Annotated in this window: 15 protein-coding genes; 10 read left to right on the top strand and 5 right to left on the bottom strand. The window is 69.0% G+C overall.

Annotated elements, in window-relative coordinates:
• Positions 1-54: 54 nt before the first annotated feature.
• Both FBZ90_RS16135 and FBZ90_RS16130 read left to right on the top strand, forming a co-directional pair.
• On the top strand, positions 55-1584 hold the full coding sequence (locus FBZ90_RS16135; RefSeq protein WP_145733707.1) for an alkaline phosphatase family protein: 1530 nt from the start codon (positions 55-57) through the stop codon (positions 1582-1584).
• Between the two features lie 136 nt (positions 1585-1720).
• Positions 1721-2635: a 3-keto-disaccharide hydrolase gene (locus tag FBZ90_RS16130; RefSeq protein ID WP_246130448.1), complete on the top strand. Its 915-nt coding sequence runs from the start codon at positions 1721-1723 to the stop codon at positions 2633-2635.
• 4 nt (positions 2636-2639) lie between these two features.
• Here FBZ90_RS16130 and FBZ90_RS16125 read toward each other — a convergent pair whose 3' ends face one another.
• Complete coding sequence (locus FBZ90_RS16125) at positions 2640-3566, bottom strand: alpha/beta fold hydrolase (protein ID WP_211102085.1); 927 nt, start codon at positions 3564-3566, stop codon at positions 2640-2642.
• Between the two features lie 53 nt (positions 3567-3619).
• Positions 3620-4279, bottom strand: a complete 660-nt coding sequence (locus tag FBZ90_RS16120; RefSeq protein WP_145733705.1) for a DsbA family oxidoreductase — start codon at positions 4277-4279, stop codon at positions 3620-3622.
• 297 nt (positions 4280-4576) lie between these two features.
• On the opposite strand from FBZ90_RS16120, the gene FBZ90_RS27870 reads away from it, so the two are divergent.
• The 3 genes from FBZ90_RS27870 to cysS all read left to right on the top strand — a co-directional run bounded on the left by FBZ90_RS27870 (position 4577) and on the right by cysS (position 7992).
• Positions 4577-5008, top strand: a complete 432-nt coding sequence (locus FBZ90_RS27870; RefSeq protein ID WP_186455845.1) for a hypothetical protein — start codon at positions 4577-4579, stop codon at positions 5006-5008.
• Between the two features lie 191 nt (positions 5009-5199).
• Positions 5200-6561, top strand: coding sequence for a glutamate--tRNA ligase (gene gltX / locus FBZ90_RS16110; RefSeq protein ID WP_145733703.1), 1362 nt, complete (start codon positions 5200-5202; stop codon positions 6559-6561).
• Positions 6562-6618: 57 nt separating this feature from the next.
• A complete protein-coding gene (cysS, locus tag FBZ90_RS16105; protein WP_145733702.1) occupies positions 6619-7992 on the top strand; it encodes a cysteine--tRNA ligase in 1374 nt (457 codons plus the stop codon).
• Between the two features lie 18 nt (positions 7993-8010).
• Here cysS and FBZ90_RS16100 read toward each other — a convergent pair whose 3' ends face one another.
• A complete protein-coding gene (locus tag FBZ90_RS16100) occupies positions 8011-9144 on the bottom strand; it encodes a tetratricopeptide repeat protein (RefSeq protein WP_145733701.1) in 1134 nt (377 codons plus the stop codon).
• A gap of 831 nt (positions 9145-9975) precedes the next feature.
• Between FBZ90_RS16100 and FBZ90_RS16095 the strand changes: the two genes are divergently transcribed.
• Positions 9976-10365 carry a VHL beta domain-containing protein gene (locus tag FBZ90_RS16095; protein ID WP_145733700.1) on the top strand — a complete coding sequence of 130 codons (390 nt, stop codon included), beginning with the start codon at positions 9976-9978 and terminating at the stop codon, positions 10363-10365.
• Between the two features lie 51 nt (positions 10366-10416).
• Here FBZ90_RS16095 and FBZ90_RS16090 read toward each other — a convergent pair whose 3' ends face one another.
• Positions 10417-12078, bottom strand: a complete 1662-nt coding sequence (locus FBZ90_RS16090; RefSeq protein WP_145733699.1) for a methyl-accepting chemotaxis protein — start codon at positions 12076-12078, stop codon at positions 10417-10419.
• A 312-nt stretch (positions 12079-12390) separates the two neighbouring features.
• On the opposite strand from FBZ90_RS16090, the gene cimA reads away from it, so the two are divergent.
• Both cimA and FBZ90_RS16080 read left to right on the top strand, forming a co-directional pair.
• Complete coding sequence (cimA, locus tag FBZ90_RS16085) at positions 12391-14013, top strand: citramalate synthase (protein ID WP_145733698.1); 1623 nt, start codon at positions 12391-12393, stop codon at positions 14011-14013.
• Between the two features lie 33 nt (positions 14014-14046).
• Positions 14047-14853, top strand: coding sequence for an RNA methyltransferase (locus FBZ90_RS16080; protein ID WP_145733697.1), 807 nt, complete (start codon positions 14047-14049; stop codon positions 14851-14853).
• A gap of 16 nt (positions 14854-14869) precedes the next feature.
• On the opposite strand, the gene FBZ90_RS16075 is transcribed toward FBZ90_RS16080, so the two are convergent.
• Positions 14870-15739 (bottom strand): AraC family transcriptional regulator, encoded by an 870-nt coding sequence (locus FBZ90_RS16075; RefSeq protein ID WP_145733696.1) that lies wholly within the window; start codon positions 15737-15739, stop codon positions 14870-14872.
• A gap of 120 nt (positions 15740-15859) precedes the next feature.
• On the opposite strand from FBZ90_RS16075, the gene FBZ90_RS16070 reads away from it, so the two are divergent.
• Both FBZ90_RS16070 and FBZ90_RS16065 read left to right on the top strand, forming a co-directional pair.
• Positions 15860-16816: an alpha/beta fold hydrolase gene (locus FBZ90_RS16070; RefSeq protein WP_246130447.1), complete on the top strand. Its 957-nt coding sequence runs from the start codon at positions 15860-15862 to the stop codon at positions 16814-16816.
• Between the two features lie 65 nt (positions 16817-16881).
• On the top strand, positions 16882-18576 hold the full coding sequence (locus FBZ90_RS16065) for an amidohydrolase (RefSeq protein WP_246130446.1): 1695 nt from the start codon (positions 16882-16884) through the stop codon (positions 18574-18576).
• Positions 18577-18609: the final 33 nt, after the last annotated feature.

Genomic DNA, 18609 nt, shown 5'->3' with positions numbered 1-18609 from the left:
GAAATTCGGCGGGGGTGGACGCCTTCGCCGTACGCGCGCATGCAGGGGGGAATCATGGGAAACCGCTTGTCGTCGATCAAGCATGTGGTCCAGCTGATGCTGGAGAATCGGTCGTTCGACCAGATGCTGGGCTTCCTTTATGAGGACAGCGGCAACCGCTCCCCCGCCGGCCACCATTTCGAGGGGTTGACCGGGCGCGAAACCAATCCCGACGGCGCCGGCCATGAGGCGCGGGTCTTCAAGATCGGGCGGGAGGCGCGGCCCAGCCCCTATTTCATGCCGGGTGGCGACCCGGGCGAGGGCTTCTTCAACACCAACGTCCAGCTGTTCTCCACCGAGAACCCGCCGGACCGCGCGCGGCCGGAGAACCGGGGCTTCGTGGTCAATTTCCGCAGCGCCATCAACTACGACAACGGGCAGCAATACATGCACGTGCTGCCCGGCACCGCGCCCAACGACATCATGGGCATGTTCACGCCCGACCTGCTGCCGGTCCTGTCGGGCCTGGCGCGCGGCTATGCGGTGTGCGACCGCTGGTTCGCCTCGGTGCCGACCCAGACCATTCCCAACCGCTGCTTCGCCGCCGCCGCCACCTCGCAAGGGCATTTGGACAACAAGGTCAAGACCTTCACCTGTCCCAGCATCTTCGGCCAGCTGTCGCGGTTCGGCGTGGACTGGGCCATCTTCGGCTATAACCAGCCGCCGATGACCCGGCTGGACTATCCCGACACCCGCAATGCGCCGGACAGCCATTTCGGGCTGTTCAGCGATTTCCAGGCGCAGGCGCGGGCCGGCACCCTGCCGGCCTACACTTTCCTGGAGCCGGACTTCTCCTACACCGGCAACAGCCAGCATCCCAATTACGACGTGGCCCTGGGCGAACAACTGATCCACGATGTCTATTACACCCTGCGCGACAGCCCGGGCTGGAACGAGACGCTGCTGCTGATCACCTATGACGAGCATGGCGGCTGCTACGACCATGTGCCGCCCCCCTACGGCGCCACGCCGCCCGACGACACGGTGGGGGAGTTCGATGATTTCGATTTCCGCCGCTTCGGCGTGCGCGTACCGGCGGTCCTGATCTCCCCCCTGATCGAGCCGGGGACGGTGTATCGCGCCGACCACGGCACCATCGACCATACCTCCGTGCTCAAGACCATCGAGGAGCGCTGGAACATCCCGCCCCTGACCCGGCGCGACGCCGCGGCGCCCAGCTTGGGCGACGTGCTGACGCGGGAGGAGCCGCGCACCGACGATCCGCTGGCGGGGGTGGTGGTGCCCACCTCCGGCATGGTGCATCCCGGGCCGGGCAAGCCCTCCGCCCTGGAACTGGTGCATGCCCAGCGCCTGGCCGACCTGCCGGTGGCCAACGCCTATGGCACCTTCGACCATGACCCGCCGGACCTGTCGACCGCCGCCGCCGTGGCCGACTATATCCGCGCCCGCACCGCCGCCTGGCAGCACCACAAGGCCCGGCGCCAGGCGGGACCGCTGATGGCCACCCCGCGCGCGCCGCTGCCCACGGTCCTGCCGGCGGACCAGGACGCGCCGGCGGAACCGGATAGTCCGGCGGCCGGCTGACGCACGGCTTCCCCTGTCGCCCGCCCCTGTCGCCCGCCGCCCGATGCTGTTATGAAGGCGTCGCGATGAAATCGATAACATCGAGAGCGGCGGCATGGCGGTACGGGCGGCGTGGGGACTGGTTCTGGCGGTAGGAATGGGGCTGGGTTGGGGGCAGGCGGGGGCGGCGGAAGCGGTTCCCCCCAACCCCGCGCTGGCGGCGGTGCTGGCGGACGATCCGCCCTTCCAGGCGCAGCGCTTGCGCCTGGTGGACGTGCCGGCACCGGCGGGACCGGCGGTCAGCCTGTTCAACGGCCATGACTTGAGGGATTGGGACGCCTGGCTGGGCTATCCCGATCCGGCGCGCACCTATCTGGCGCGGCCCGGCCAGACGCCCGTGGGGACCGACCCCGCCGCCATCGCCAAGATAGTCCATGTGGTGAGGGAGGAGGGGGAGCCGGCGATTTTCATCACCGGGCAGATTTGGGGCGGCATCGTCAACCGGGGCGACCACGCCAACTATCACCTGCGCCTGGAATACAAGTGGGGCCGGGCGCGTTACGCCCCCCGCCTGGCCCTGCCGCCGAACAACGGCCTGCTGTACCACAGCCACGGCGCCCCCGGTGCCGTCTATGGCACCTGGATGGCGGCGGCGGAGTTCGAGATCATGCAGGGTTCCGTCGGCATGGTGGTGCCGGTGGGCCCCGACGTGACGGCGACGACGGACGTGGGGCGCGACCCCACGCTGATCGATCCGCAGCGGCGCTACATGAAGGGCGGCCGCGCCGTGGTGGTGACGCCGCCCGCCTGGAACGTGGAGGCCGCCAGCGATGCCGAGAAGCCGGCGGGCCAGTGGAACGTGCTGGACCTTTACGTGCTGGGCGACCAGGCCGTGCATGTGGTGAACGGTGTGCCGGTCATGGTGGTGCGCGACCTGCGCATGCGGGAGGGCGGCGCCTGGGTGCCCCTGACCCACGGCCGCATCCAGCTGCAATCCGAAGGGGCCGAGACGTATTTCCGCCGCATCACGCTGGAACCCATCACGCGCCTGCCCCGGGTGATCCAGGACTGAGCCCTTAGGGCGCCGCCGTCTCAGTCCCCAGGAAATCCAGCAGCAGACGGTTGATGGCTTCCGGCGCTTCGCGCTGCGGGAAATGGCCGACGCCGGGCAGCACCTCCCGGCGGTAAGGGCCGGTGAAGTGGCCGGCTGCCGTTTCGGTGGTGGCGGGCAGGGTGCAGCGGTCGTCCCCGCCCTGGATCATCAGGGTGGGCACGGCCAGGGTACGGGTGGCCCGCTGGCGCCTTTCCAACTCGGCGTAGCGGGGATCGGGCTTCGCCTCATCCCAGCGCACGCGATAGGAATGCAGGGTGATGGCGGCCCAGTCCGGGTTGTCGAACGCCGCCGCCGTGCGCTCGAACTCCACCTCCTCGTACCAGCCGGCGGGGCCCCAATTATCCCACTGGTGGCGGGCGAAGGCCTTGCCGTCATGGCAGACGGTTTCCGCCCCGCGCTCCGTCGTCAGGAACCATTGGTACCAATAGCTTTGGGCCTGGGGCAGGGCGGGGGTGGGCAGGCTGCCCGGCTCCCACCCCACAGACAGGGCGGCGATGCGACACAGCCGGTCAGGCGCCACGGCGGCCAGGAAATAGGCGACACGGGCGCCCCAGTCGTGGCCAATGACACTGAAGCGCTGCCAATCCAAGGCGTTGGCCAGGTCGAGCGCGTCCTGCGCCAGGGCGGCGATCTGGCCGGACCGGGTGGTCTGGCTGGACAGGAAGCGGGTGGGGCCGAAGCCGCGCCACCATGGGGCCACCGTCTTGTACCCCGCCGCCCACAGCGCGGGCGCGACCTTGTCCCAGGTGTGGGCGTCATCCGGCCAGCCGTGCAGCAGCAGCACCGGCGGCCCATCGGCCGGTCCGCCGGCGATATAGGCCATGTCCAGCAACGGTGTGGTGACGTGGTCGATCTCGGGTTCCGTCATCTCGGGTTCCGTCATGGGCATGATGTCAACCTGGTTGAAAAGCGGACGGTTCCGACGCGCCGCCCTGTGTTCCGTCAGCCCGCCGCGCTGGCCACCACGCCCTCGGCCCCCGCCAGGTCCAGCAGGGGCAGGAAGGCGCCGGGCTCCTGCGCGCCGGACAGGGAATAGAGGCGGTTGAAGATAAAGCAGGGCACCGCCTGGATGCCCAGTTGGCGTATGCTGGCCAGGGATTGCCGCAGGGTGTCGCGGTCGGCGTCGCTTTCCAGGAAGGCGGCGGCCGCGTCGGCGTCCAACCCGCTCTCCCCCGCGATGGCCGCCAGGACGGCGCGGTCGCCGATGTCACGACCGTCGCGGAAGAAGGCGGCCTGCAGGGCGGAGGCCAGCTCCATGGCCTGCCCGCCCCTGCCATTGGCGTCGGCATGGCGCATCAGGCGGTGGGCGTCCAGCGTGTTGGGCGTGCGGCGGATGCGGTCCAGGTTCAGGCTCAAGCCTTCCGCCGCCGCCGTCTGTTCCAGCAGGGCGTTGACCTGGCGGATGCGCTCGGCACTGCCGAACTTGGCCAGCAGGTCGATGGTGCGGTCGATACCGCCGGGTGGGGTGTCCGGGTCCAGCTGGAAGGGCATCCAGCGCACCTCCGGCTGCGATGTCGGCCGTTGCGCCAGCGCCCGCTCCAGCCGGCGCTTGCCGATGTAACACCACGGGCACACGAAGTCGGCGACGATCTCGATCAGCATGGGCGCGGGCGTGGTTCGGGTCGTGGTGGAGGCAGGGGACTATACGGCGGTGGTGGCGGCCTGCCGAGTCTCGTCCGATGGTTTATACACCAGGACCGCGAGGGCGGCGAGACGCCCACCGGCGGTGGCGTGTTTCTTTTCCGTTCCGGTCGGCAGCCTCCTGCGCTAAACTTTTCACGTCTCTGCCTTATGTGGGTGTGCCGTCGGCCTTGGTCGATGGCGCCGGGTGGAGATATCGCGGCGATTTCGCAATAGGCCGGTCCGGTGTGGACCTGCCCGCCGGTGGGGGCCCGTTCCATGAGCGAAACCTACGTCTCCATGAAGATCCGCGAGGCCATGGCCCAGGCCCAGGGCAGCCGCGCCCAGGCGCAGCGCATCCTGATGGCCTGGGCGCTGGCGGATGAGCAGTTGATGCGCGGCTTGTGCAAGCCCTTCCTCAAGGGCATCACCGGTGCCGCCATCGAACGCGCCTATCGCGGCACCGGCGCGGCGCCCTCCCTGGCCCCGGCCGGCGCGGCCGCCGCCGGTGGCGTCCCCCGGCGGGCGCCGGCGCCGCAACGCCTGACCCAGGCGCAATTGGACGCCATCGTCGCGCGCATGGGCGGCACCCGTCTGGCCAACCAACCGCCCATCCTGAACGGCGCGCCGCCCCCCAAGACCGATGGCACGGTTAAGCAGGCAGCCTCCGTCAAGGCCCTGGCCGCCGCCTTTCACCGCAAGAAGTTCTGACGGCCGGCGTCCCCGTTGCACAAGCACTGGCGGGCCAATCGGCGCCGCCCTGTTTCCCATGCCGCAGGCATCCCTGAAATGGGTGGAGCCCCCGGGGCTCCGCCTTTTGCTTTTGTGCCGCTTCATGGTATCGCTGCGGCCTTGCTTTCGTCCGGGTTTTGCTCCCGTTTTTCATAAGGTCCGCTTTTCCCATGAGCCCAGTCGCCGTCCGTTTCGCGCCCAGCCCCACCGGCCGCCTGCATATCGGCAACGCCCGCGCGGCGGTGATGAACTGGCTGTTCGCCCACAAGCAAGGTGGCAGCTTTATGCTGCGCATGGACGACACGGACCGGGAGCGGTCGACGGCCGAGTATGCCGCCGGCATCGAGGAGGATCTGCGCTGGCTGGGCCTGACGTGGGACCGCTACGCCCGCCAGTCCGACCGGCTGGACCGCTACACCGCCGCCGCGGAGCGCCTGAAGGCCGCCGGCCGGCTGTACCCCTGCTATGAGACGCCGGATGAGCTGGGCCTGAAGCGCAAGGCCCAGCTGGCCCAGCACCGCCCGCCGCTGTACGACCGCGCCGCCCTGCGCCTGACCGATGCCGACCGCGCACGGCTGGAGGCGGAGGGCCGCCGCCCGCACTGGCGCCTCAAGCTGGAACACACCCCCGTCGTCTGGGACGATCTGGTGCGGGGCACCCAGCGCTTCCAGGGCCAGGATCTCAGCGACCCGGTGCTGATCCGTGAAGATGGCCAGCCGCTGTACACCTTCGCCTCGGTGGTGGACGATATCGAGCTGGGCATCACCCACGTCATCCGGGGTGAGGACCATGTGGCCAACACCGCCGTGCAGATCCAGCTGTGCGAGGCGCTTCTGGGTGAAATTGGGGGCGGCCCGGTTCCCACCTTCGGCCATTTCCCCCTGATCACCGACGCCAGCGGCGCCGGCCTGTCCAAGCGCCTGGGCAGCCTGAGCCTGAAGAGCCTGCGCGAGGAATCGGGGCTGGAGCCGCTGTCCATCCTGTCGCTGCTGGCCAAGATCGGCACCTCGGACGCGGTGGAGGCCCGGGGCACGCTGGACGACCTGGTGGCCGATTTCGACCTGGCCAAGGTCGGACGCGGCACGCCCAAGTTCGATACCGAGGATTTGAACCGGCTGAACGCCCAGATCCTGCACCACATGCCTTACGCGGCGGTGGTGGACCGCCTGCCGGCCCTGGGCATGGCGGGGGCGGATGAGGCCTTCTGGCTGGCCGTGCGCCCGAACATCACCCATGTCGCCGAGGCCAAAGGCTGGTGGGACATCACCCACGCGCCGCTGGCGCCCGTGGTGACCGACGCCGCCTTCCTGGCCGCCGCCGCCCAGGTGCTGCCGCCGGCCCCCTGGGGCCCCGACACCTGGGGCCAGTGGGTGGACGCGGTGAAGGCCGCCACCGGCGCCAAGGGCAAGGCCCTGTTCATGCCTCTGCGCCTGGCCCTGACCGGCCTGGAGCATGGGCCGGAGCTGAAGACCCTGCTGCCCCTCATCGGGCGGGAGCGGGCGCTGGCCCGGCTGTCGGGGCAAACCGCTTAAACTGTCCGCATCGTCAGCGTATTATCGTCTTTTCCTCTTATCCCAGGTCAATCCGTCATGGCACTGCAGCTGTACAATACGCTCACCCGCGCGAAGGAAGTCTTCGTGCCCGTCGACGCCAGCCATGTGCGGATCTATTGCTGCGGCCCCACCGTCTACAGCTACGCCCACATCGGCAACGGCCGCACCTTCACCGCCTTCGACCTGCTGGCCCGGGTGATGAAGCACCTGTACCCCAAGGTGACCTACGCCCGGAACATCACCGACGTCGATGACAAGATCATGGACCGGGCCAAGGCCCTGGGCCAGAGCATCGAGACGGTGACGGAGACGACGACGGCGCAGTTCCATGCCGACATGGACGCGCTGAACCTGCTGCGCCCGGATGTGGAGCCGCGCGCCACCGGGCACATCGGCGCCATGATCACCATGATCGAGCGGCTGATATCGTCCGGCCACGCCTATGCCGCCGAGGGGCATGTGCTGTTCAACGTGCCGTCCATGCCCGACTATGGCCGCCTGTCGCGCCGCAGCCAGGATGAGATGATCGCCGGCGCGCGGGTGGAGGTGGCGCCCTACAAGAAGAGTGCCGCCGACTTCATCCTGTGGAAGCCGTCCGCCGAGGACCAGCCGGGCTGGGACAGCCCCTGGGGCCGTGGCCGCCCCGGCTGGCATATCGAGTGCAGCGCCATGACCGCCGCCCATCTGGGCCCGGTGTTCGACGTGCATGGCGGCGGGCTGGACCTGATCTTCCCCCACCATGAGAACGAGATCGCGCAGAGCCGCTGCGCCCACGGCACCCAGGTCATGGCCAACTACTGGGTCCATGCCGGCTTCCTGACCATGTCCGGCGACAAGATGTCAAAGTCGCTGGGCAACATCTTCACGGTGGCCGAACTGCTGGACGAGGTGCCGGGCGAGGCCCTGCGCCTGGCGCTGCTGCAGGCGCACTACCGCCAGCCGCTGGACTTCTCCAAGGAGGGCCTGCGCCAGGCCAAGGCCACGCTGGACCGCTGGTACGGCGTGCTGCGGGCCGCAGGGAACGTGCCGGCGGGTGAGGTGCCGGCCGACGTGCTGGCGGCGCTGGAGGACGACCTGAACACGCCGCTGGCCTTCAGCCTGCTGCATGAGCTGGCCAACCGCTTCCACAAGGAGACGGAGGAGGGCGCCCGCCAGGCCGTGGCCGCCGGCTTCAAGGCCGCCGCCACCCTGATGGGCCTGCTGACCCAGGACCCCGAGGCCTGGTTCCGCTGGACTCCCAAAGGCACGGAGGGCCTGGATGAGGCCGCCATCCAGGCCGCCATCCAGGCGCGCAAGGACGCCCGCGCCGCCAAGAACTTCGCCGAGGCCGACCGCATCCGCAAGGATCTGATGGACCAGGGCGTGGTGCTCGAGGATGGGCCCCAGGGCACGACCTGGAAGCGGGCGTAAGCGAAGCGGGGCGGGGGACTACCCCACCGGCGTCCTGGCCCGCAGTTCCCACGCCCGGGCCTCGTCCGTCCGGCCCAGCTTGCGCAGGCAGGCGGCACCGGCCGACAGGATGGCCGGCAAGCCGGCGGGATCGCCGTGCTCGGCGGTTTCGGCGGCGTGGCGGTACCAGTCCATGGCTTCGTCGAAGCGGCCCATGGCCACCAGGGTGTCGCCCACCGCGTGCACGGCATGGCACAGGCCCGCCAGGTTCACACGGCCGGCGGCGTCGCCGTCCTCCACCGCCGTGACCGCGGCCAGCGCCCAGGGCAGGGCGTCGGCGGGGCGCGCCAGGTCCATCAGGCACTGGCCGATGCGCAGACGCGCACGGCCGACGTCGTCATGGTTCACCGGTGCCAGAGGGCCGCCCCGCTCCAGCGCCGCCACGCTGCGCTGGAACCAGAGCAGCGCCTCCTCCACCAGGCCCAGGGCGTAGAGGCAGTCGGCCGCCAGGTGCAGGCTGGCGCCCAGGCTGGCGTGATCGATACGGCTGGGGTCGGTGCTTAAATTGGCGCCGCCCTGTTCCTTGGCCGCCACCGCCTGTTGCAGCCAGGTCAGGGCCACGTCCGGCTGGCCTTGGCGGGCCAGGCAGGCGCCGACCTGGTGCAGGCTATGCCCCACGGCCTCATAATCCACCCGCCCCTGGACATCTCCCCGCGCGGCCGCCTCCGCTGCGTGCTGGAACCAGGCCAGCGCCTCCGTGTCCCGGCCCAGGCGGGCCAGGCAGGTACCGACCAGATGCTGGCAGGCGGCCAGGTTGTCGCCGTGCACCCGGCCCTGGGCATCGCCCTGTTCCGCCGCGGCCACGGCGTCCTGGAACTCCACCAGCGCCTCATCGACGCGGCCCAGATCGTACAGGCAATATCCGACGTCATAGAGGATGCGGCCCAGGCGGTCGGCATCGACCACCCCGCGCGCGTCACCCTGCCGGGCCAGGGCCGCGGCATGCTGGAAAACGGGAAGGGCCTCCTCCGGACGGCCCTGGTCGATCAGGCCGCGCCCTTGGCGATGGAAGCGGTCGTGAGGCATGCCGTCCGGGCTCACGCCATCCGGGGACATGCCAACCGGGGACATGAACGCGTCGTCGGTGAAAGGGCGGGCCATGGGCGCCGGCATGTGGGATGGGTCCCTAGCCAAGAGGGTGCCGGCCAAGGGTGGCGGCTCGCCCCCCGCCCTGTCAACGCGGGCCCGGCCAGGGGGGCCTTAAGGGGAGGGGGATGGGGCCGGGCCTATGGAGGATGGGATATGGCGCGCGCGATAGCCCAGCCCCAAGAGGGCTCCGTGCCCCCCGTATGTCCCGGGAACGCTTCAGGTCACATCTTCCGGTGCGCGGCGTCGGCCTCGACCACGGCGTGGCCGACGCGATGCCGCGCGGCCAAACCTTCGGCGGGAGCGATGATCCCGCAAGCGCCGCCTTGGGGGGCAGGGCTGGCGGCGGGGCGCGCTGCGCCCAGCGCCAGTCGAACCCTGGAGATGACTGGGGTGGCCCGGCAGTGTGCCGAGAAGCGACGTGCTGCTTACTGGGGTTGGGGCCCCATTCACAGATCATTATTATAGCGTGAAGGAGTGGCCTTCATGAGTCACCGAATCTATAGGGAAAAGGATCAATAGATTATGATAAGAGAAGTCTAGATATCGCCAGACTGGTGCATTAATGGACGGAAAATTTCCTAATTTCTTTTCAATATGATTAAATTCAGCACGGAAGGCCGCTAAATGGCCAATGTCCATGCTCTGATTTTGCACGTCATAGGGAATTGAGGTAAATGTCGAGCTCTCGTTTCCTCTCTTTTCCTTCGGTGCTAAATGCCTGGTGTATGCGTCTGCTTCCGCCAGTCGCAGCAGGGCCAGCCGCCTATAAAGTTCGGTGGATGAAAAGTGCGCCGGTAAAGTTTCCTATGCCGGTATTTTTCCAATGAAAAATTCAAATATTGAGGGGGGTTTGTCATGCGTAAATTCGCTTTCTTCTGCGCCCTGGCTCTTACTTTGTTGTTCGCCTCATATGCTGGCGCCCAGCAATGCGATAATCAACAGGAAGCGTCGCCGCAATCACGGGTCAAGTCCGGCCTGACCCTGCAGAACACCACCAACAGCCAGATCAACGTTCTGTGGGCTGGATTCGACGGTGTCCTCACCCACTACACGACCCTGCAGCCAAAGCAGTCGGCGGACTTCGCCACCTACGTCGGCCACATCTGGTACCTGGAGGCGTTCACGCCCAACGGCGCCGTCTGTCCGGGGCCCATTCGCCCGGTGCAGACCACGTCCTGCAAGCTGAAGAATTCCTTGCAGGACGGCGACTTCGCCTATGAGCAGCAGGGCTGCCAGGTCGAGTAGGCGCCTGGGGCGGCGCGGGAGGAGCGGGTGGTGTAGGGGCCCAATGCCCCTTCACGCCGCCCGCACCGTTCCCAGAAACCGCTCCACCGCGCCGGTCAGCACGTCGGCATGCTCCGCCAGTTTGCCGGAGGTGCCCCTGATCTGGGTGGCGGCGGTGCCGGTGGTGGCGGCGGCGGTGCTGACGTGGGTGATGTCGCGCGACATGTCCTCGGTGCCGCTGGCGGCCTCGTTGATGCCGCGGGCGACCTCCCGGGTGGCGGCGGTCTGTTCCTCCACGGCGGAGGCGATGGCCATGGCGATGTCGGCCATGGCGGTGATGGCGGCCTCCAGCCCGGCCAGCGCGCCGGCGGTGCGGTCGCCCAGGTCCTGGATGCGCTTTACCTGGGCGGTTACGTCCTCGGTCGCCTTGGCGGTCTGGGTGGCCAGGGCCTTGACCTCGCCGGCCACGACGGCGAAGCCCTTGCCGGCCTCCCCGGCGCGCGCGGCCTCGATGGTGGCGTTCAGGGCCAGCAGGTTGGTCTGGGCCGCGATGCCGGCGATGATCTCCACCACCTCGGTGATGCGGCTGGTGCTGTCCTGCAATTGGCCCACCACCTGGGCGGAAGTGGCGCAGTCGGCGATGGCGTCCTGGGCTTGGCGGCGGGACCGTTCCACCTGGCGCGCGATCTCCTGCACCGTGGCGGCCAGCTCCTCCGACGCGGTGGCGACCATCTGCACATTGGCGGAGGTCTGCACGGCGGTGCCGGCCACGGCGCTGGACCGGTCGCGGGTGATGCCCGCCGCCTCCGCCATGGACTCCGCCGTGTCCTTCATCTCGCGCGCGGCGGTGGCTAGGGCGGTGATCAGGCCGGCCACCTGGGCCTCGAAGGTGTCGGCCACCGCCGCCTGGGCGGCCTTGCGCTCCCGCTCCGCCTGGGCGCGCAGGGCCACTTGTTCCGCCTCCAGCCGTTTCATGGCGGCGGCGTTGTCGCGGAACACCGCCAGGGCGCGGGCCAGGTCGCCCAGTTCGTCGCCGCGCCCGGTGGCGGCGACGGTGACATCCAGGTCGCCGGCGATGATGGCGCGCGTCGTGCCGGTCAGCCCGCCCAGGGGGCGCACCACCAGCCTCAGCGACAGGAAGACCGCGCCCAGCAGGCCGGCCGCGACGCCCAGCGCCCCCGTCCAGGCCAGGAGGCGCCCGGTTTGGGCCCGTGTTTCGGCCGCCTCGGCGGTCAGGGACGCGATCTTCTTGCCCTGGTCGTCGATATACCCGTCGGTGAGGGCCGAGGCCTCCCGCTCACGCGGCCGGACCTGGTCGCGGAAGCGGGCCGTGGCCGTGGCGTCGTCGCCCGCCAGGGCGGCGGTGATGACGTCGGTCGCCGCCCGCATCACCGCCTCCTGGTCCCGGGTGAAGGCCGTCATGCCGCCATCGGCCGGCAGCCGGGGCTGCAAGGCGGCGACCTGGCCGCGCATCTCCTGCACCCGTTTCAGGGCGCGGTCGGCGAAGGCCTTCTTGGCCGCCGGCGCTTCCAGGATCGTGTTCAGGGCGTCGCGCTGGATGGCGCGGCTGAGGGCGCGCACCTCCGACGCCTGCACCATCAGCGCCTGGGCATCCTCAAGGGATTGGGAAATCGCTGCCGTTCGCCGCAGGCCGATCTGGCCAGCGATGACAAGGAATCCGGCGATGACGGCAATGCCCACCGCCGGCAGCAGCAGTTTCGGTGTCAGGCCCATTCGTGTTTTCCGCTGTTCCATTGACTGACGACTATTCTTGCGGCGTTCCCGGCGGGCCATGTCCTGGGGCTGATGTGTCCGAACGGTGGTTGGGAGGGGCGCGGGCAAGGGGGAATTTTTCAAGTGAATTTAATAATTCAACTTAAAATATTATACAATATATCTTTCTGTATGGACGGATGCCGGGCGTCGGTATGTTCGGGCTCAGGGCCGCCATGTGCGCGGTTGGTAGCGGGAAAGGTTGCTTCGTTGCGTGGCTTCGTCCATTGTCGCAACTCCGTTTCGTTTATTGGCCTTGCCGCGATCCTCATTATGACTGACCGCCCCCGCATCCACCTGTACGACACCACCCTGCGCGATGGCGCGCAGACCCAGGGCGTGGACTTCACCGCGGCCGACAAGGCCGCCATCGCGCGCGAGCTGGACGCGCTGGGCATCGACTATATCGAGGGCGGCTGGCCGGGGGCCAACCCAACGGACGACGCCTTCTTCGCCGACCCGCCGGTGCTCAAGCGGGCGCGGCTGACGGCCTTCGGCATGACGCGCCGGCCGGGCCGCAGCGCCGGCAACGATCCGGGGCTGAACGCCCTGTTCAACGCCACCGACCGGGTGCCGGGCGCCGGCGTCTGCCTGGTGGGCAAGACCTGGGACTTCCATGTCGATGTGGCGCTGAACATTCCGCGTGGCGAGAATTTGGACCTGATCCGCGACAGCGTGGCGGAAACCGCCGCGCGCGGGCGCGAGCCGCTGTTCGATGCGGAGCATTTCTTCGACGGCTACAAGGCCAACCCCGATTATGCCCTGGCCTGCGTGCGGGCCGCCTATGAGGGCGGGGCGCGCTGGATCGTGCTGTGCGACACCAACGGCGGCAGCCTGCCGCATGAGGTGGAGGCCATCGTGGCGGCCGTGGCCCGCATCATCCCGGGCGACCGGCTGGGCATCCATTGCCATAACGACACCGAGAACGCCGTGGCCAACAGCCTGGCGGCGGTGCGCGCCGGCGCCCGCATGATCCAGGGCACGCTGAACGGCCTGGGGGAGCGCTGCGGCAACGCCAACCTCATTTCCCTCATCCCCACGCTGGCCCTGAAGATGGGATATGACACCGGCGTGGATGAGGAGGGGATGCGCCGCCTGGTCCATGTCAGCCGCCTGCTGGACGACCGGCTGAACCGCGCCCCCAACCGCCACGCCGCCTATGTCGGCGAAAGCGCCTTCGCCCATAAGGGCGGCCTGCACGTCTCGGCGGTGGAGAAGGACCCCACCAGTTATGAGCATGTGCCGCCGGAGAGCGTGGGCAACCGCCGCCACGTCGTGGTGTCGGACCAGGCCGGCCGCTCCAACGTCCTGGCCCGCCTGCGCGAGGTGGGCATCGCCATAGAGCCCAACGACCCGCGCGTCGGCGCGCTGGTGGAGGCGGTGAAGCGGCGGGAGTTCGAGGGCTACGCCTATGATGGGGCCGAAGCCAGCTTCGAATTGCTGGCCCGCCGCACGCTGGGCACCCTGCCGGACTATTTCCGCCTCATCTCCTTCCGCGTGCTGGATGAGCGGCGGTGGAACGCCAAGGGCGACCTGGTCACCCTGTCGGAGGCGACCGCCAAGCTGGAGGTGCCGGGCGTGGCCGACGCCCTGATGACGGTGGCGGAGGGCAACGGCCCGGTGAACGCCCTGGACACCGCGCTGCGCAAGGCCCTGATCCCCGCCTATCCGCATCTGGACGGCATGCGCCTGGTCGACTACAAGGTCCGCATCCTGACCCCCCAGGATGGCACCAAGGCGGTGACCCGCGTCATGATCGAAACGCGGATGCCGGACGGCGCCCCTTGGGTTACCGTCGGGGTATCGGCCAACGTCATCGACGCCTCGTTCAACGCGCTGTTCGACAGCATCACCTATTGTCTCTACCGCGCGGGGGCCACCGTTCCCGCCGCCTGAGGGACGAAAGCCAGTTTCAGGACCCCCCAAGCCATGAGTGGAACCGACCGCCGTATGCTCGCCAAATCCCAGGCCGAAGGGACGGAGGAGGGCGCGGGCCCGGCCGTCATCCTGGTGGAGCCCCAGTTGGGGGAGAACATCGGCACGGTGGCGCGGGCCATGCTGAACCACGGCCTGACCGATCTGCGCCTGGTGAACCCGCGCGACGGCTGGCCCAATGAGAAGGCGGTGTCGGCCTCGGCCGGCGCCACCCTGGTGCTGGACCAGGCCCGCGTCTTTGAGTCCACCAAGGACGCCATCGCCGACCTGCAGAAGGTCTACGCCACCACGGCGCGCCCCCGCTATATGGTCAAGACCGTGCTGACGGCGCGTGAGGCGGCGACGGAAATCCGGGCGCATGCCCAGGTCGGCCGCGGCGTCGGCATCCTGTTCGGGCCGGAACGCACCGGCTTGGTTAACGACGACATCGCGCTCGCCGACACCATCATCACCATCCCGCTGAACCCGGGCTTCTCCTCCCTCAACCTGGCGCAGTGCGTGCTGCTGGTGGCGCACGAATGGTTCCAGGCGGGCTATGAGGGGCCGGAGCGCGAGCTGTACACCGGCAACTCCCGCCCCGCCACCAAGGAGGAACTGGTCAACCTGTTCGAGCACCTGGAGGCGGAGCTGGACGCCACCGGCTTCTACACCAGTGAGGAAAAGCGCCCCAGCATGGTGCGCAACATCCGCAACCTGCTGCAACGGGCGCACATGACGGAGCAGGAGGTGCGAACCTTCCACGGGGTGATCGCCGCCCTGACCGGACGGCGCAAGGACGGCGGCCCGGTGAAGGGGCACTGACCCCCACGCCCATCCGTCACACAACCACCGGCACATAAAAATCAATGATGGCGCCGGGGCGGGTGGGCGCGAATTCACTGTCGTAAAGCTCGAAGTCCGGGCTGTCCGCCACCCGCAGGCCCGACGCCGGGATCAACTCGCCCCAGATGCGGGCCATGGCCGTCTTGACCTGGGGATGCAGGGGGCCGCCGTTCAGCGTGATGCGGAACACGGCGTAGGTGGCGGCGGGGATGCGCAGGGTGGTGAACCCCGCCGGGGGCTTGGCGTCGGGGGCGACGCGCACGCCGGCCATGTAATCGAAGCTGCCTTCCGACCTGTCCGCCGCCCACACCACGCCGTAGGTCGCCCAGCTGGGTTCTTGGCCCGGGAAGGGCAGGGCGCCGATCAGCGCCGGCCACAATTGCGGAATGGTGGCCTTGGTGGCGCCGTCGAAGCGCCGCGACGGCCCCGCGACGGTGAAGGCCTCCAGGGAGACCAGATCAGGCAGTTGCGCGACGTCGCCTTCGGCGGTTTCGGGCAGGGTCATGGGATATTGTCCTTCAAAAGGGGTGGCGGAGTAGCCTTGGCGGAAGCGGCCGGGGGCCACGCCGAAGAGGCGGCCGAAGGCGCGGGTGAACGCTTCCTGGGAGTCGAAGCCGCAATCGAACGCCAGGTCGATCAGGCGCACCTCCGGATCGCTGGTCAGGCGGCGCGCCGCCTTGACCAGCCGCCGCCCCCGGACGTACGCCATGACGCTGCGTCCCATGCGGGCGGTGAACAGTCGGGAGAAGTGATAGGGCGACAGCGCCATGCGCGCAGCGATGCCGTCCAGCGTTAGCGGCTGGTCCAAATTCTCCTCGATCCAGGGCAACAGGTCGGCGAGGCGGTCGGGGCGGGGCGGGCTCATGGCCTCACTATGACCAATGCCAACGCCGTCGTCCTGACCGGTCTTGCTGTTTTGGGGGGAAGGAAGGCACCCTGTCGTCCTACCGGTCCCGATGGGTCGGCCAACGATGCGGGGAACCCAATGCGGTCAGGGACGATGATACGGGCGGCGGTGTTGGCGGCCGCCTTGGCGATGGCGCCCATCACGGCGCCGGGGAGCGGGCACGCGGCTGCACCACCCGTCGCCGCCGGACGGGCGGCGAAGACCGAGGCCCAGACCATCCAGCTGTTCGGCGCCTCGATCCAATATTACGAGGCGGGGCAGGGCCCGACGCTGGTGCTGGTCCACGGCCTGGGCAGCAGCGCCCAGGGCGACTGGGGCAAGGTCATGTCGGATCTGGCCAAGACCCATCACGTCCTGGCGCTGGACCAACTGGGCTTCGGCGCGTCGGACAAGCCCATGATCGACTACGCCATCCAGACCTGGGTGGATTTCCTGGGCGAGTTCCTGCGTCAGAAGAAGGTGACGGACTTCACCCTGATGGGCGAATCCCTGGGCGGCTGGATTGCGGCGCAATACACCATCCAGTCCCTGGACGGCATCGCCGCCGATCCCGCCTTCGCCCTGCCCAGGCCGTCGCGGCTGGTGCTGTGCGACGCCGCCGGGCGGCATGACACCATGGCCAAGACCTTTGGCCCCAAGCCGGCAGGGGCCGACGCCCCGCCGCCCGCCGCCTCGCTGGCCGGGCAGAAGGCGCTGCTGGGCGCCATCTTCCATGATCCGCGCTGGTCCACCGGTCCCGCCGCCCTGAAGCGCGGTTTCGCCTGGAGCCTGTCCAAGGGCGACGCCTGGACCATCCATTCCGTCTACAGCAATCCGGCGCTGCTGAACGAGACGGTGGACGGCAAGCTGAAGGACATCACCATCCCCACCCTGGTGGTCTGGGGCGCCGAGGACAAGCTGCTGCCCCCGGCGGACGGCCAGTTCTACGCCGACGGCATCCCTGGTGCTAAACTGGTCACCATCCCCGACAGCGGCCACGCCCCCATGATCGAGACGCCCAAGGCCTTCCTGGCGGCGGTGGAACCGTTCCTGTAAGGGAATTTGACCGCACGGAAATCCCCTGTACCCTTGGCGGCAATGAAACCAAGGGGATGGGGATCATGATGCGAATGGGGCGGGTCGCGGTGGCGGTATCCGGTTTGGCGCTGCTGGCGGGCCAGATGGCGGCCCAGGCGGGGGCCGCGCCCACGCTGCTGGTCAACGCGCTCATCCATACCGAGGACACCGCCCATCCCACGGCCAGCGCCCTGGCCTGGGATGAGAGCGGCATCCTGCTGGCGGTGGGGGAGACGGCGGACCTGACCCGGCGCTATCCCGGCGCCGTCACGGTGGATGCCGGCGGCGCCCCCGTGGTGCCCGGCCTGATCGACGCCCACGGCCATGTGCAGGAGGAGGGGGCGGCGCTGCTGACCGCCGACCTGTCGGGCAGCACCAGCAAGGCGGAGATCCTCACCCGCCTGAAGGCGCAGGCGGCTAAGCTACCGCCCGGCGACTGGCTGCAGGGCTGGGGCTGGGACCAGAACCGTTGGCCGGATAAGGCCTTCCCCACCGCCGCCGACCTGGACGCCGCCTTCCCCGATCGGCCGGTGCGGCTGGAGCGCATCGACGGCCACGCCGTCTGGGTCAATAGCGCCGCCCTGCGGATCATGGCCGCGCGGCCCAAGGCCAAGAGCCTGGACGGCACCTGGCAGCCGCAAGGCGGCCGCATCGTGCGCCAGGGCAAGAAGGCCACCGGCGTGCTGATCGACAACGCCATGGATCTGGTGGCCGAGGCCCTGCCGCCGCGCACCGACGCCCAGATCCGCCAGAACTATACGCTGGCCTTCGCCGAGATGGTGTCGCTGGGCCTGACCGGCACGCATGAGCCGGGCATCGACCTGCAATCCTTCCGCGTGCTGCAGGACATGGCCGCCAAGGGGGAGGTGCCGGTGCGCCTCTACACCATGGCTGACGGCGACCATGAGGCGCTGGCCTGGCTGTGCACCCAGAACGGCGGCTACACCGACCCCTCGGGCCGCGTGCGCATGCGGGCGGTGAAGCTATACATCGACGGCGCGCTGGGCAGCCGGGGGGCCAGGCTGCTGCGCCCCTATAGCGACGATCCGGGCAACAGCGGCATCTATGTCACCAACCCCGCCGACTATCCCCGCATCGTGGCCAAGGCCAAGGGCTGCCACCTGCAGGTGGCGACCCATGCCATCGGCGACGGCGGCAACCGCCTGGTGTTGGACACCTACGCCAAGGTGCTGGGCGCGGACGTCAAAAGCGACCATCGCTGGCGGGTGGAGCATGCCCAGATCCTGACCCTGGATGACATCCCGCGCTTCGCCCAGTTGGGCGTCATCGCCTCCATGCAGCCCACCCACGCCACCTCCGACATGCCGTGGGCGGAGAAGCGCCTGGGCCATGACCGCTTGGCCGGCGCCTATGCCTGGCAGAGCCTGCGCCGGACGGGCGCCCGCTTGGCCCTGGGCTCCGACTTCCCGGTGGAAAAGGTGAACCCCATGCTGGGCCTCTATGCCGCCGTCACCCGCCAGGACCTGGCCGGCCAACCCCCGGGCGGCTGGCTGCCCGACCAGAATCTGACGCGGGAGGAGGCGCTGGCCGGCTTCACCCGTGACGCCGCCTACGCCGGCTTCATGGAGGGCGAGGTGGGCGCCCTGAAGCCGGGCCTGCGCGCCGATTTCGTCATCCTCAGCGGCGATCCCCTGACCGTGCCCCCGCGCCAGATCGCCGATATCAAGCCGCTGTCCACCTGGGTGGATGGCAAGAAAGTGTATGAGGCCGGGAAATAGGATTTTAGTACGGGGGTTGCACCCCTGGCGCGC

The organism is Nitrospirillum pindoramense (assembly GCF_007827955.1).
In the GTDB taxonomy this organism is placed as follows: Bacteria; Pseudomonadota; Alphaproteobacteria; order Azospirillales; family Azospirillaceae; genus Nitrospirillum; species Nitrospirillum amazonense_B.
Note: the sequence above shows the minus strand (reverse complement) of the source record. Positions and strands in the feature narration are given on the sequence as shown.